This is a genomic window from Fictibacillus sp. Mic-4 (assembly GCF_049843615.1).
In the GTDB taxonomy this organism is placed as follows: domain Bacteria; phylum Bacillota; class Bacilli; order Bacillales; family Fictibacillaceae; genus Fictibacillus_A; species Fictibacillus_A gelatini.
Window position 1 is genome coordinate 13,846 of record NZ_JBBHZM010000009.1, and the last position, 15,534, is coordinate 29,379.

Sequence of the window (15,534 nt, forward strand, 5' to 3'; positions counted from 1 at the left end):
GGGGCGAAATGATGGGCACAGACGCTTTAGCCGAAAAAGTGACCATAAAAGATGCCAGGCTTTTTATTGATGGAGAATATGTTGATTCTATTTCCGGACAAACCTTTGAAACGATGAATCCCGCCACGAATGAGAAGTTAGCGGAAGTAGCCAAAGGCGATGCGGCGGATGTACAGCGGGCGATTGAGGTGGCCCAGAGGACGTTTGAAAGCGGAGTATGGAGCGGGATGCCCGTGGAAGAACGATCCGCTATTTTATGCAAGATGTCGGATTTGATCATGGAAAAAGTAGATGAATTGGCCTACATTGAAACGCTTGATGTCGGCAAGCCGATTAAAGAAAGCCGCGGTTTTGACATTCCGCGCGCCGCTTCCAATTTCCGCTTTTTTGCCGAAATGGCCAAGTACGTCGTCCATGAGCACTATGATAAGCACAACATCATGTCTTATGCAAAATATGCACCTGCAGGGGTGACAAGCCTCATTATACCGTGGAACCTTCCATTTATGCAGCTGACGTGGAAAGCGTCTGCGGCGCTCGCTGCGGGGAATACGGTAGTCGTCAAGCCGGCTTCATATACGCCACTGAGCGCCGTCATGCTTGGAGAAATCGCCAATGAAGCGGGGCTTCCCCCGGGTGTCTTAAATATTATTACTGGTCCTGGTAGCACGGCGGGAACGGCGATGACCACTCATCCGAATGTTCGGCGCATTTCCTTTGTCGGGGAATCGAAAACCGGAAAAACAATTATGAAAAATGCCGCCGAAAACTTGATCCCGGTCTCGCTCGAGTTAGGAGGGAAATCGGCGAATATCGTGTTTGACGACGCGGATTTAGACGAAGCGGTCAAAGGTTCAATCGACGCCATTTACCGTAATCAGGGGGAAATTTGCCTGGCGGGCTCCAGGCTTCTCATTCAAGAAAGCATTTACGACCGGTTTCTTGAAAAGTTTGTGGAAGCGGTAAGGAAGATTAACGTCGGTGATCCGACCGATGAAGCGACAGATATGGGAGCGCTCGTTTCCGAAAGCCATTTAGAAACTGTCCATCAATATGTGGAGATAGGATTAGGCGAAGGTGCAAAACTTGCCTGTGGCGGCAAAAAGGTAGCCGGCCTTGAGAAAGGCAACTTTTACGAACCAACTGTTCTTTATGATGTGGATAATAAAATGCGTGTGGCTCAGGAAGAAATCTTTGGCCCTGTGCTTGTTGCGATCCCGTTTAAGACGGAAGAAGATGCGATCCGCATCGCTAACGATTCAATTTATGGTCTGGCGGGCGTTGTCTGGACGAACGATATCAGGCGGGCACACCGGGTGACAGCCGCTGTAAATTCCGGGCTGCTCTGGATTAATTGCTGGTATATACGGGATTTGCGGACGCCATTTGGCGGCAGCAAAGCGAGCGGGATCGGCCGTGAAGGCGGACGACACAGCTTTGAATTTTATACAGAGGCGAAGACCGTGACGATGAAATTATAAAAATGGAAGAACCACGAATGGCTTTGACTTTGCCTTCGTGGTTTTTCAAAAGGAAAGGAGAACGATTGAATGCCATCCATTATCGAAGAATTAGCCGAAGAATTGCTTAAGGCGGAACTGTCAAAACAACCAATAGATCCGCTGACTACCCGTTATCGGGAGTTAACAGCCAACGATGCTTATCGCATACAATTGGAAGCGGTAAAAAGAAGACTGAAAGACGGCAGAAAAGTTATCGGGAAGAAAGTAGGCTTGACAAGCAAAGCGATGCAAAAGATGCTCAATGTTGACGAGCCGGATTATGGCCATTTGTTTGATGATATGAAAGTGAAGAGCGGGGAAACCGTTCAAATGAATTCAATGATAATGCCGAAAGTGGAGGCGGAAATCGGGTTTATTCTTGGAGCGGATTTATTTAAGCCAAACGTTACGTTTATTGATGTGATGATGGCTACCGAATTCCTGGTCCCAGCACTTGAAATAATCGACAGCCGCATTTCGGACTGGAACATTAAACTGGAAGATACGGTTGCCGACAACGGCTCGTCCGCAAAAGTCGTAATTGGTGAACAACGTAGGGAGATGGCAGCACTTGATTTGAGGAGCACGAGCATGGTGCTTTTAAAAAATGGGGATGTGGCAGCAACTGGCGCCGGTGCGGCTGCACTTGGACATCCGGCTCATGCCGTCGCCTGGCTTGCGAATAAGCTTTATGAATATGATATTCCGCTAAAAGCAGGTGAACTGATTTTACCTGGAGCGTTATCCGGGGCTATTGAAGTAGCGGCAGGCGACACCATTACCGCACAGTTTGGCTCTCTCGGTTCGGTGTCCGTTAGCTTTGAGTAAAAAGCGAGGTGAACTGCAATGCGTAAAGTAAAAGCAGCCATTATCGGTTCAGGCAATATTGGAACGGATTTAATGTATAAGTTAGAGCGAAGTAATTGGGTTGAGTTGACAGCGATGATTGGAATTGATCCGGAATCAGAAGGGTTAAAGCGGGCAAAGGAATCAGGCTATCAAATTTTTACCAATGGCATTCAAGGGTTAATTGATCACCCGGACATTGCGGACATCGCATTTGATGCGACATCGGCAAAAGCGCATGTAAGACACGCAAAAATATTAGATGAGTTAGGAACGTTGGCGATTGATTTAACGCCGGCGGCAATCGGCCCTTTTCTTTGTCCAGCAGTAAACTCCGGTAAAAAGGTAAAGGCGAAAAATGTCAATATGATTTCGTGCGGGGGACAGGCGACCATTCCGATCGTTTATGCCATTAATCGGGCAGCTGATGTCGCATATGCCGAGATTGTCGCAACGATCTCAAGCCGAAGCGCGGGTCCTGGTACTCGGGCAAACATCGATGAATTTACAATTACAACACGCCGCGGGATTGAACAGGTAGGCGGGGCGGATAGAGGAAAAGCGATCATTATCCTCAATCCCGCTGAACCTCCAATCCTGATGCGCGATACGATTTATTGTGAAGTAAAGAACATGGATGAAAAAGGCATCCGGCAATCAATTGAAGAAATGGTTAATAAAGTTCGGGAATATGTGCCTGGATATCGTTTAAAACAAGAGCCGTTATTTGACGGGAACCGTGTAACTGTTTTTTTGGAAGTGGAAGGCGCCGGCGATTATTTTCCTCCTTACGCCGGAAATCTGGATATTATGACGGCCGCAGCTGTCCGAGTAGGAGAGGATTTCGCCCGTCAAATTTTACAATTAGATAGAACGGAAGATGAAGAAAGGGTTGAGACGCTTGAAACGAAATAGTGAGAAACCAATCAAGCTGACGGAAGTATGCCTCCGCGATGGAAGCCATACGATTGCCCACCAATTTACGGAAGAACAAGTGTACACTATCGCAAAAGCCCTCGATGAAGCAGGAATGCATTATATTGAAGTAAGCCACGGCGATGGATTGGGAGGTTCGACCATCCAGTATGGCCAATCGCTCGTCGATGAAATGAAATTGATCGAGGCGGCAGTTCAGGCATGTAAACAGGCAACGGTTGCTGTACTCTTGCTCCCGGGGATTGGGACGGTGCACGAATTAAAAAAGGCACGCGAGCTTGGGGCGGGATTGGTCCGAGTAGCGACACATGTTACAGAAGCGGACGTCTCCGCCCAACATATTTATTTGGCCCGTGAACTGGGAATGGAAGCGGTTGGCTTTTTAATGATGGCTCATTCAGCACCTGTCGAGAAGCTTGTCGAACAAGCAAAACTGATGGAGAGTTATGGAGCTGAGGCAGTGTATGTAACGGATTCGGCCGGCACTCTGCTTCCGCATGAAGTCCGTGAACGAATGAGGGCGCTTAGAGCTTCGCTTGAGATTGAAATTGGGTTCCATGGCCATAACAATTTATCAGTGGCCGTTGCAAACACCATAACGGCAATTGAAGAAGGCGCAACAAGAATCGATGGAAGTGTGCGCTGTTTAGGAGCAGGTGCCGGAAATACACAAACGGAAGTGCTCCTTGCCGTGCTGCGCCGAATGGGGCTTGATACAGGGGTTAATTTATATCAAATGATCGATTTGGCGGAGGACATCATCGCCCCAATGCTGCCAAGGCCGCAGGAAATAGGAAAAGGAAGTTTGATTATGGGCTACGCAGGCGTCTATTCCAGCTTTTTGCTGCATGCTGAACGGGCGGGGAAACGATTCGGCATCGACCCTCGTGATATTTTAATCGAGTTAGGCAAAAGGAAAGTCGTCGGTGGACAGGAAGATATGATTTTGGATGTCGCCGCCGAACTTTCGAGAGCGAAAATGGAGGTTTAGGGACGATGATAACAAAAAGAACGGATAGAGAAATGATCGACTACCTTTTAGCGGCTGAGCAAGAAGTTCGGGAAGTTCATAAACTGACCGACCAAAATCCTGAATTGACAATTAAGGAAGCATATGAACTGCAAAAGAAGCTGATCGACCGGAAAATCGCCGATGGAGCCAGAAGAATAGGGGTTAAGCTTGGTTTAACGAGCAAGGCGAAGCAACAGATGATGGGAATTAATGAAGCGATCTATGGGTATTTGTTGGACAATATGCTTAGTGTAGAATGGGAGCCGGTTGACTATAGACGTTTTATCCATCCGAAAGCCGAGCCGGAAATTGCTTTTTTAATGGGGGAAGATTTGCAAGGGCAGGATGTTACTGCTGATGATGTATTACGTGCTACGAAATATGTTGCGCCCGCCATTGAGATTATCGACAGCCGGTATAAAGACTTCAAGTTTACACTTGTCGATGTTGTTGCGGATAATTGTTCTTCTGCGCAATTTATAGTAGGAAGCAAATGGGTGTCTCCAGACTCCATTGATTTGGCGGAGATCGGGATGGTCATGTCTAAAAATGGAGAAGTGGCTACAGTTGGAGCGGGCGCTGCTGTGCTCGGGAATCCCGCTCAAGCCGTTGCCTGGGCGGTTAATAAGCTGGGGGAGCGTGGCGAAGGCTTGAAAAAAGGAGACATCGTCTTAAGCGGCGCTTTATCTGAAGCGGTCGCTTTTGAAGCGGGAGATTCATGTCTAGCTCAATTTGACGGTCTGGGCAGCGTTTCGTTCTTTTGCAAATAAATCAATCCCTGCCTGAAAAAAAGTTGAAACTTTTTAATTTCCCCTACGTAATAGTAGTCAAGAAGCGGTTTCTACTATAAGGGAGGAATTTGTAAGTGTTCAAAAAAATAATTGCAGCTTTAACAGTTTTAACCTTATTGTTAACGCCTGTAGGAGATGCTGTTTTCCATAAAAGTTCTGACCAGGCAATGGCGAAAGGCTATCGATCCGGCGTGAAGTCATTTAAGACGAATAAAGGAAGCAATGGTTCTATATTCAATAAGAACAATCATCAAACGAACAAGCAAAAAGGAACGAACATGTTTAACAGTTCCAAGACTTCCAAAAAAAGCGGCGGATTTTTAAAAGGCTTAATGCTTGGCGGACTTGCTGGACTATTGTTTGGCGGGCTATTCGGGCACCTCGGCATCCTGGGCTCCATCTTAGGGTTGATGGTTAATGTTCTGGCGATTATTGTGCTCATTTCAGTCATTACCAGCATCTTCAGGTTTTTCAAAAATAAAAGGAAGAAAGAAGAGTACAACCCATGGAGAAGATAACACTATTCGAACAGGATGTTGTCAACGCGCTTTGTTTATTTACAGCAAATAAACGGGAGATGACGCCTGAAGAGATTGAGGTAGAGCTGCTTTATGACGACGATTACGGTTTCTCTGCCGAAGTTTATGCAAACGGAAGAAAGCAAGTGTTGATTGAGGCAAACATTATTGAAGCGCTTCGCTTTTGGCTTGATAGCGAAACGAACATCGACCCGGTTTCAGCCGGAATAGAGCTCGTGCTGGATGATGATGAGGGGATTATCGCGATTGTTAAATACCATTAAAAGCTTAACCAGCTTTAAATTGCTGGTTAAGCTTTTTTTGATCATCTCCCAAAAATTTGAATGTTCATTATCATAACAATATAATTTTGAATACAAAGGAAAAATTTGTCAATTTACAACCTGGCTCGGTATCGATCGCGAATTTAAAAGATATTTGGCATGTGGGGAAATGCAGTGATGTTAAACTGGTACTCTTAATAGGGCTATACTATAATATTGTTAGTTTAAATAATGATAAGAGAGCTTTACTATGCTTAACAAAAAAACAATTATTATTGCTACATTTCTTTGTCTATTGATTGTCGGGGGAGCTTTTTGTGCCTATTGTGACCAAACGCCGCAAAGTGTGAAAAGAACGAAAAAATCTTCACTTGAATGGATGGAAAAAGAAAGGGTAGATGACTATTTAAAGCGTATCCATTTTAATGGCACAGCGGTTATTGTAAAAGACGGCAAAACGATTTTAAATAAAGGCTTTGGCTTTTCAGATGTAAAGACAGGGAGCATGAACAATCCGGAAACCGTCTATTATATCGGTTCAATTACGAAGTCGTTTGTTTCAACAGCGTTTATGCAGCTTCAAGAAGAAGGGAAAGTGAACATCAATGATCGGCTGTCAGAGTATTTCCCATCTTTTCCTTATGCCGATGACATTAAACTGTATCATTTGCTGACACATACGTCGGGACTGCCTTATCGTTCAGAAACGAGCAGAAGAATGTCAAAAGAAGCGCTTTTAAAGAAAATTGAGATGGACGCCCGCTTTTTGCTTTTTCCCCCCGGTACAGAATGGAATTATTCCGATTCCAATTACACGCTTCTTGGGCTTATTATTGAGAAAGTTTCAGGCGAAACTTTACATCAATATATAAAGGATCATATTTTTCAAAAAGCCGGGATGCACCACTCCGGATTCGGCGAGGATTTTCGTAAAGAGAAGCATCCTTCTACCGGTTACTTTAACACGACTTTCGGGTTCTATAAGCCAGCTATCCCTCATTTTTCACAATTATTGGGATGCGGAGACATTTATATGACGGCTTACGATCTATATAAGTTTGATAACGCGTTACGTACAGGGAAATTGGTTTCAAAAAATAGCTATCAACAGATAAATGCTCCATTTAAAGCATATTATGGTTTTGGCTGGTATGTAAATCGCGATAAGTATTACTCACATGGCGTTATGCCGGGTTTTGAAGGAATGAATGGATACAGCCGGGACGGACGTATTTATGTTGTCTTGCTTTCAAATGTCCAACATACAATTCCATCATTCCGTAAAGTAAATAATCAAATTTTTACTCGATTGGAGAATGGCTCTTCAACAATGGAGAAGTAAAATTTTGGGAGCGGACACGAATCCATTGCTGAATAGTGCATCGCCCTTTATAATAGATTTATTGAAAATTCGAACATAGGGGGATAGACCGTTGCCAATTAACATTCCTAAGAGATTACCAGCACGAGAAATTCTTGAAAAGGAAAATATTTTTGTAATGGACGATGAACGGGCAAGCAGCCAGGATATTCGTCCTTTAAATATTTTGATTTTGAATTTAATGCCGGAAAAAGAAAAGACGGAAGCTCAGCTATTGCGTCTTCTTGGAAATACCCCGCTTCAAGTGAACATTAATTTTATCCATACGGCGACACATGAATCAAAAAATGTGAGCAAATCACACCTTGAGCAGTTTTATACGACATTTGAAAATGTAAAACACCGTCGTTTTGACGGCATGATTATTACCGGAGCGCCTGTTGAATTGTTACCTTTTGAAGAAGTGAATTATTGGAATGAATTGACAGAAATTATGGAATGGTCAAAAACGAATGTGACTTCTTCACTGCACATTTGTTGGGGAGCACAGGCCGCCCTTTATTATCACTATGGGATTGATAAGTTTGAGTTGAAGCAAAAATGTTCCGGTGTGTATAAACACCGCATTACTCATCCTACTGTTAAACTAGTAAGAGGATTTGATGATGAATTTACAGCTCCGCATTCCCGCTATACGGATATTTTGATGGAGCAACTAATGTCACATGATGATTTAATCTTGCTTTCACATTCGGATGAGGCCGGCCCGTTTTTAATTATTTCTAAAGACGAAAAGCATATTATGATGACAGGCCATTTGGAATATGATGGACAAACGCTTGCCCAGGAATACGAGCGCGATCTCGCTAAAGGTCTGGATGTCCAAGTCCCGGAACATTATTTTCCGAATGATAATCCAAATGAGAAACCGTTGCATCAATGGCGTTCACATGCCCATCTTCTTTTCTCCAACTGGCTGAACTACTATGTGTATCAGGAAACGCCATACAAGTGGGAATAAGGGCGGTTGTGAACGGTTTTACAGAGGGCATGAATCGTACATGCCCTCTCATTCTATCAAGGGGGGTTAGAGGATGAAAATGGTAAAGGCGATTGTTATTCTATTCCTCTTTCTTTCGATTACGGCTTGCGGCAACCATAAGAGCGAGACGGTTGTTAAAACGGATGATGAAGCAACTGAATCGAAACAAAAGAATCAGAATGAAAATAGTACGGAAAAAATAATTGCGAAGATGTCGCTCGATGAGAAAATTGGGCAAATGATCTTTGCCGGCATTGACGGAACGACAATGAATGCCAACACGAAAACGTTAATTGATCGGTATAAAGTCGGTGGGGTTATACTCTATAAGCCTAACATTCAATCTACTAACCAGACGCTGGCTTTATTAAATGGGCTTAAAAAAGAAAATTCAGATAACAAAATGCCTCTTTTTTTAGGGGTGGATCAGGAAGGCGGACGTGTCCAGCGTTTGCCGGACGACTGGAAAAAAATACCGAGTAGCGGAGAGATTGGAAAAGTAAATCGTCCGGAGTTTTCATATGAAATCGGGACTCTATTAGGTAAGGAACTAAAGGCGATCGGATTTAATCTTGATTTTGCCCCCGTTCTTGATATTAACAGCAATCCGAACAATCCGGTAATCGGTGATCGTTCGTTCGGTTCTGATTCAAAAAAGGTGAGTCATCTCGGGATTGAAACGATGAAAGGGATCAAAGGGCAAAATGTTATCCCGGTCGTTAAACATTTTCCCGGGCACGGCGATACATCGGTAGATTCACACATCGGTTTGCCAAAGGTTACTAAAAACCTCGACCAATTACGGAAATTCGAGCTTGTCCCGTTTAAGCAATCGATTACAAAAGGTGCGGATGTAGTTATGGTAGCGCACATTCTTTTGCCGAAAATTGATTCGAGCAACCCGGCAACTTTTTCGAAACGAATGATTACCGATGTGTTGAGAAAAGAAATGAAGTTCAAAGGAGTCGTAATGACCGATGACATGACGATGGGTGCGATCACGAAACATTATTCAATCGGAGATGCGGCGGTCAAATCTGTAAATAGCGGAAGCAATGTCATATTAATTGGCCATGACTACAATCAAGTCATTACAGTAATCAAAGCGATTAAGTCAGCTGTCCAAAAAGGAACAGTACCAGAAAGCAAAATTAATTCTAGCGTTTATAAAATTATCTCATTAAAACAAAAATACAAACTTACCAATTCGCCTGTTCAATCGGTTGATGTGAAGGGGATCAACCGCTCCATTCAAGAAACATTACATCGTTATATGGATTAAAACTGCATCCGACAAAGGATTGCAGTTTTTTCTTTTTTCGCTAAAAAGATTCAAATTTAAACCGATTTAAAGAAAGAGAGAATTTTTTGACAGTAGGAGTACAAAGGATGGTCAAAAATGTAGATTTATTCTATAATTTGTTTTAATAGTGTGAAAATTAGAAAAGAAAGAGGGGGAAAGATGGGGAGACATACGGTACTTAAAACGGTTGTATTTACTTCGGCGGTAGCAGGTTCTTTTATGGCAGCACCTATTGTAGGTAAGGCTGCATTTGGAGATCATACGCTTCACAAAGGCATGAAGCATGCAGATGTAAGGGAACTTCAATCGCGATTGAAAAAGTATGGGTATTTTACTTATCCTGAAGCTACCGGGTATTATGGGAAAATTACGGAAGACGCAGTAAAAAAGTTTCAGCGAGATATGGGGATACAGATTGATGGGGTTGTTGGCAAGAATACATATCGAATGCTTACCGAGTATTCGAAAAAAAGCATTACGGCCAAACGGGTAACTTCTACAAAATCTTCCGCAACGTTAAAAAAAGGAATGCGCGGGAAAGAAGTTGAAAAGCTGCAGATCAAGTTAAAAGAACTCGGATTTTTTAAAGTGGGTGTGACCGGATATTACGGTGCAGTTACCGAACAATCGGTGAAAGACTTCCAGCGTTCAAAAAGGCTAAAGGTAACGGGGATCGCTGATCAATCAACACTTGATCGGCTCTATAAAAAAGAGAATAAGCAAGACGGTGCCTCTTCGGCGGGTAAAAACAAGCCATTAAAGATTGGGATGAGAGGGAAGGATGTTGAAAAACTGCAAACCAGATTAAAAGAACTTGGCTTTTTTAAAGCAGGAGTAACCGGGTATTTCGGAATAGTTACAGAGCAATCGGTAAAAGATTTTCAAAAAACGAGAAAGTTAAAAGTGACAGGGATCGCGGATGAAACAACACTTCATATGTTGTATAAAAACATTATGCCAAAACCCGAAAAACCAAAGCCAAAACCGAAGCCGACCACGACTCAGACAAATGTTGTTTTAAAAGAAGGAATGCGCGGCAAAGAAGTAGAACAATTGCAATTTAACTTAAAGACTCTCGGCTTTTTCAAAGTAGGAGTAACCGGGTATTTTGGTACGGTTACGAAACGTGCTGTCAGTGATTTTCAGTCAAGTACAGGACTTCCTGTAACCGGACAGGCCGATTCGCTTACTTTAAAAAAGATCGATGAACAATTGGAAAAAGGAACTTCAACTCCTAAGACCAATAACCCTTCATTCAATCCGATTAATGTCGTCGCTGATGCTATCGAATTATTAGGCAAGCCGTATGTATGGGGAGGAACAACCCCTAAAGGATTTGACTGCAGTGGATTTGTCCAATATGTTTATAGCAAAAATAGCATTCAGTTACCGCGAACCGTCTCCCAAATGTGGCAGGAAGGAAAGAAACTTTCTGAGCCCCAGGTTGGCGATCTTGTCTTTTTTGAAACGTACAAGCCCGGTGCTTCACATGTAGGTATTTACATAGGAAAGGGACAATTTGTCCACTGCGGCGATGAGAAAACAGGGGTAACGACAGCATTGATGAGCAACTCCTATTGGAAACAACGTTATTTAGGGTCTAAACGGTATTATTAAAAAGAGTAGGCGTATACGTCTGCTCTTTTTTTGTATTTAAATTGAAAACTCTTTCAATCCCATGTTAGGTATTACCTGGTAATATTGTGGCTAATTTATGAAAGAAATGTGAAAAAGTCGTGAGCAATTCATGAAGAAACCATGTCACTTTTCAAAACGTGTATTTTTAAAGCGTGTACTTTGCTAGGATATATAAGCAAAAGCTATTTATAGAAATGATACTTACTATTAAGTGTAGTTCAAAAGTTCGGAAAAAGCCCATGATCGCTTCACCAGCTTGCGTTCATATCACTCGATGTATTAAACTGAAAAAGCTGTGTCTTTTAGATCTTTCGGCTTTTTTTGCCTCCTTTTTGAACACACTATTAATGTGTGGTTTCGTTTTCGTCGATTTTGTTTATATGTTTATTAGAAGGAAGGTGAATGTGGTGTTTAAGCCATTCAAATCGTTAGTCACTATTGGGCTAATGTTTGCCGTTTTTTTGTTAGGCGGTTGTCAATTAACCGTGCTTGATCCAAAGGGTCCTGTAGCAGAACAACAAAAAGATTTGATTAATTGGTCTATTGGTTTCATGCTATTTATCGTCGTTGTTGTTTTTGTTTTGTTTACATGGATCGTTGTTAAATATCGGGATCGAGTGGGGCATAAAGGATATGATCCTGAGCAAGAGGGAAGCAAGTGGCTCGAAGTTCTTTGGACGGCCATTCCGATCGTGATTGTCATTGCCCTTGCCGTTCCAACTGTAAAAACGATTCATTCGTTGGATAAACCTCCAAAAGCAACATCACATAAAGATCCGCTTGTGATTCATGCCACGTCAGTTGATTGGAAATGGGTGTTCACTTACCCGAAACAAAATATAGAGACGGTCAATTATATTAACATTCCGGAAGATCGTCCAATTTTGTTTAAAATTACATCAGCAGATTCCATGTCGTCGTTTTGGATTCCTCAATTAGGCGGACAGGAATATGGTATGGCTGGAATGGAGACGAAACTATACTTGCAGGCCGATCATACAGGTACTTACTTAGGAAGAAATTCAAACTTTACCGGAAAAGGAATGGCGAACCAAACCTTTACAGTAAAGGCGCAAACGGAGAATGATTTCAATAATTGGGTAAAAGATACTCAAAGCAAAGCACCTAAACTAACGAAAGATCAATATGATCACTTAATGTTGCCAGGCAATGTGAAGAAAATGACGTTTTCTTCTACTCATTTAAAATGGGTCGATCACGCGAAAGACCAGGAGTATGCACTGAAAGTGCGCAAAAAATTAGGAAAAGAAGAATCTCAATCTCATTAAGAGAGGAGGAAGCATAATGAGTTTAGACAAGTTTTTTGTAACCGGCGATCCGCTTATTTATGGTGCGGACGTATCGATCGTATTAACAATGGTTGCGATCGTTTTTGTATTAACGTATTTTAAAAAGTGGAAATGGCTGTGGAAAGAATGGCTTACCACAGTTGATCATAAAAAAATTGGGATTATGTATATTATCGCTGCTATAGCCATGCTTTTCAGGGGAGGAGTAGATGCCCTGTTAATGCGTACGCAGCTTGCTGTACCAAATGCGAAATTTTTAGAGTCACAGCACTATAATGAAATTTTCACAACACACGGTACAATTATGATTCTATTTATGGCAATGCCGTTTATCATTGGCTTAATGAACATAGCGGTACCGCTTCAGATTGGCGCACGGGATGTTGCCTATCCATATTTAAATGCCATCAGCTTCTGGTCATTTTTTATGGGAGCGATGCTGTTTAACATTTCTTTTGTCATTGGCGGTTCACCTGATGCTGGCTGGACGAGTTACATGCCGCTTGCCAGTAATGAAATGAGCCCGGGACCAGGGGAAAACTATTACCTTCTCGGCTTGCAGCTATCAGGGATTGGTACCTTGTTAACAGGGGTTAACTTCCTTGTAACGATCTTCAAAATGCGTGCACCGGGAATGAAGCTATTCCAAATGCCGATGTTTACATGGTCTTCGTTAATTACATGTGTCATCATTATTTTTGCTTTCCCGATTTTAACGGTAGCATTAGCATTATTGACATTTGACCGTCTTTTCGGCAGCCATTTCTTTACTTTAGATGGCGGCGGTTTAGATATGATGTGGGCCAACCTGTTCTGGTTATGGGGTCACCCGGAAGTATATATCGTTATTTTACCTGCTTTCGGCATGTTTTCAGATATTATTAGCACATTTGCTAAGAAAACGATATTCGGCTATAAAGCAATGGTTTATTCAATGATCGTTATTTCTGTGCTTAGCTTTATCGTCTGGGTTCACCACTTCTTTACGATGGGTAACACAGCGGCAGTGAACGATTTCTTCTCGATTTCAACGATGCTTATTTCTATTCCGACAGGGGTTAAGATATTTAACTGGCTGTTTACGATGTATCGAGGAAAAATTCAATTTACGACGCCGATGTTATGGGCGCTTGCCTTTATACCAAACTTTGTCATCGGTGGTGTGACAGGTGTTATGCTTGCGATGGCCGCAGCGGACTATCAATACCATAATACGTATTTCTTAATCGCACACTTCCATTATACGTTGATTGCCGGTACTGTTTTTGGCTGTTTTGCCGGGTTCCATTACTGGTATCCGAAAATGTTTGGCCATAAGTTAAATGAACGGCTTGGTAAATGGTGTTTCTGGTTATTCATCATTGGATTTAACATTTGTTTCTTGCCACAGTTCTTCTTAGGACTCGATGGAATGCCTCGCCGTATTTTCACATACGGAGCAGATACTGGATGGTTCAGCCTTAATATGCTTTCAACTGTTGGGGCATTTTTAATGGGAGCTGGCTTTATTGTTCTCGTATACAACGTTTACTACAGTTTCCGTCACTCCAAACGTGAAGAAACAGGGGATGCTTGGGATGGACGTACGCTTGAATGGGCAACATCATCAGCGATTCCGCCACACTATAACTTTGCAAAAATCCCTGTAGTAACAGGCTATGATGCATTCTGGAAAATGAAGCAAGAAGGCGTTTCTATGAAGCTTAAGCCTGAAGAAGTTAAACCGATTCACATGCCAAGCAACTCGGGAAGACCGTTTGTCATGTCTGTATTCCTCTTTATTGCCGGTTTTGGTCTTGTCTGGGAATGGTGGCCGATGGCAATCGTCGGAGGAGCAGGAATCTTGCTTTGTTTAGCTCTTCGTTCGTTTGATTATGACGACGGCTATCATGTCAGTGTTGAAGAAATTAAAGAAACAGAAAATATTACGGTATAAAGGAGGCGTGACATAATGGAACATAGTGAAAAGTACGATTCTAACACGCCTTTAGAATATCAATCCGAACAAGGTCGCTTAAATATTCTTGGCTTCTGGGTTTTCCTCGGAGCGGAAGTCGCGCTGTTTTCGACATTATTTGGAACGTACCTTGTGCTCATGCACAGAAATGCCGGCGGTCCAATGTTAACGGATCTCTTTGAACTTAAAGGTGTGTTAATTGAAACGTTTTTACTACTAGCAAGTAGTTTTACATGTGGTCTTGCCATTCATGAAATGAGACGGAATAATCAAAAAGGATTAGTCGTCTGGATGATTATTACGTTATTGCTTGGACTCGGTTTCCTTGGATTTGAAATCGACGAATTTATTTCTTACGTTGGAGAAGGGGCATCGCTTCAAACTAGTGCCGCTTTATCCGGGTTCTTCGTCCTTGTTGGTACGCACGGATTGCACGTAACGATGGGGGTTGGCTGGATCATTTGTATCTTGATTCAAGTTGCTAGCCGTGGATTAACGCCCGTAACGACACGTAAATTATTTATTTCAAGTCTTTACTGGCACTTCCTCGACTTTGTATGGATTTTCATCTTTACAGCAGTTTATTTGACAGGGTGGGTGATGATGTAATGGCAGCAAAACAAAATACATCACACAACCATTTCCCGTGGTCCCATATTGTCGGTTTCGTGCTTTCAATTGTGTTAACGATTGTTGCTTTATGGTTTGCCTTGCACACGAATTTTTCAGTTAAAGCAAAGCTAATCATCATCTTTATCTTCGCCTTTTTACAAGCGGTCCTTCAGCTTCTTATGTTCATGCATATTAAAGAAGGATCGAAAGGCATTCAAACAGGAACGATGATTTACGCGGCATTTATCGCGATTACAGTTGCAGCCGGTTCAGTCTGGGTGATGGCGATGCCAGGAATGTATCACGATATGCCAATGGATAAAAAGAAACACAACAGCCATGAAAGACATGAAAAGCATAACATGGAGCATGATGGACACAACATGAGTGATATGGACATGGGCTCTAATAAATAGTTTTGATTGAATAACAAAAGCCTCTTGCGAATAGCAAGAGGCTTTG

Annotated in this window: 15 protein-coding genes; all 15 read left to right on the top strand. The window is 42.5% G+C overall.

Annotated features, from left to right (window positions below):
- Positions 1 to 11 precede the first annotated feature (11 nt).
- The 15 genes from WD019_RS08315 to qoxD all read left to right on the top strand — a co-directional run bounded on the left by WD019_RS08315 (position 12) and on the right by qoxD (position 15,488).
- Positions 12 to 1,481 (top strand): aldehyde dehydrogenase, encoded by a 1,470-nt coding sequence (locus tag WD019_RS08315; RefSeq protein WP_425711238.1) that lies wholly within the window; start codon positions 12 to 14, stop codon positions 1,479 to 1,481.
- A 69-nt stretch (positions 1,482 to 1,550) separates the two neighbouring features.
- Entirely contained in the window at positions 1,551 to 2,330 is a 780-nt protein-coding gene (locus WD019_RS08320) for a 2-keto-4-pentenoate hydratase (protein ID WP_425711200.1), read from the top strand.
- 18 nt (positions 2,331 to 2,348) lie between these two features.
- Positions 2,349 to 3,263 (top strand): acetaldehyde dehydrogenase (acetylating), encoded by a 915-nt coding sequence (locus WD019_RS08325; protein WP_425711201.1) that lies wholly within the window; start codon positions 2,349 to 2,351, stop codon positions 3,261 to 3,263.
- Positions 3,250 to 4,275: a 4-hydroxy-2-oxovalerate aldolase gene (dmpG, locus tag WD019_RS08330; protein ID WP_026679053.1), complete on the top strand. Its 1,026-nt coding sequence runs from the start codon at positions 3,250 to 3,252 to the stop codon at positions 4,273 to 4,275. Before WD019_RS08325 ends, dmpG begins: the two co-directional genes overlap by 14 nt.
- A 5-nt stretch (positions 4,276 to 4,280) precedes the next feature.
- Complete coding sequence (locus WD019_RS08335) at positions 4,281 to 5,066, top strand: 2-keto-4-pentenoate hydratase (RefSeq protein WP_425711202.1); 786 nt, start codon at positions 4,281 to 4,283, stop codon at positions 5,064 to 5,066.
- A 95-nt stretch (positions 5,067 to 5,161) separates the two neighbouring features.
- The gene (locus tag WD019_RS08340; RefSeq protein ID WP_026679055.1) at positions 5,162 to 5,605 is read left to right on the top strand and encodes a hypothetical protein; all 444 of its coding nucleotides are present in this window, start codon (positions 5,162 to 5,164) and stop codon (positions 5,603 to 5,605) included.
- Positions 5,593 to 5,889, top strand: coding sequence for a YxcD family protein (locus WD019_RS08345; protein ID WP_425711203.1), 297 nt, complete (start codon positions 5,593 to 5,595; stop codon positions 5,887 to 5,889). The genes WD019_RS08340 and WD019_RS08345 overlap by 13 nt, the downstream gene beginning before the upstream one ends.
- Positions 5,890 to 6,139: 250 nt before the next feature.
- Positions 6,140 to 7,231, top strand: coding sequence for a serine hydrolase domain-containing protein (locus WD019_RS08350; protein WP_425711204.1), 1,092 nt, complete (start codon positions 6,140 to 6,142; stop codon positions 7,229 to 7,231).
- 91 nt (positions 7,232 to 7,322) lie between these two features.
- Entirely contained in the window at positions 7,323 to 8,231 is a 909-nt protein-coding gene (metA, locus tag WD019_RS08355) for a homoserine O-acetyltransferase MetA (protein ID WP_026679057.1), read from the top strand.
- A gap of 73 nt (positions 8,232 to 8,304) precedes the next feature.
- Complete coding sequence (gene nagZ, locus WD019_RS08360) at positions 8,305 to 9,534, top strand: beta-N-acetylhexosaminidase (protein WP_425711205.1); 1,230 nt, start codon at positions 8,305 to 8,307, stop codon at positions 9,532 to 9,534.
- A gap of 180 nt (positions 9,535 to 9,714) precedes the next feature.
- The gene (locus tag WD019_RS08365) at positions 9,715 to 11,172 is read left to right on the top strand and encodes a peptidoglycan-binding protein (RefSeq protein ID WP_425711206.1); all 1,458 of its coding nucleotides are present in this window, start codon (positions 9,715 to 9,717) and stop codon (positions 11,170 to 11,172) included.
- A gap of 428 nt (positions 11,173 to 11,600) precedes the next feature.
- Entirely contained in the window at positions 11,601 to 12,482 is an 882-nt protein-coding gene (gene qoxA, locus WD019_RS08370) for a cytochrome aa3 quinol oxidase subunit II (RefSeq protein WP_081412746.1), read from the top strand.
- Positions 12,483 to 12,498: 16 nt separating this feature from the next.
- A complete protein-coding gene (gene qoxB / locus WD019_RS08375) occupies positions 12,499 to 14,439 on the top strand; it encodes a cytochrome aa3 quinol oxidase subunit I (protein ID WP_425711207.1) in 1,941 nt (646 codons plus the stop codon).
- 15 nt (positions 14,440 to 14,454) lie between these two features.
- The gene (gene qoxC, locus WD019_RS08380) at positions 14,455 to 15,069 is read left to right on the top strand and encodes a cytochrome aa3 quinol oxidase subunit III (RefSeq protein WP_026679061.1); all 615 of its coding nucleotides are present in this window, start codon (positions 14,455 to 14,457) and stop codon (positions 15,067 to 15,069) included.
- Complete coding sequence (gene qoxD / locus WD019_RS08385; protein ID WP_081412738.1) at positions 15,069 to 15,488, top strand: cytochrome aa3 quinol oxidase subunit IV; 420 nt, start codon at positions 15,069 to 15,071, stop codon at positions 15,486 to 15,488. The genes qoxC and qoxD overlap by 1 nt, the downstream gene beginning before the upstream one ends.
- The last annotated feature ends 46 nt before the right edge of the window (positions 15,489 to 15,534 follow it).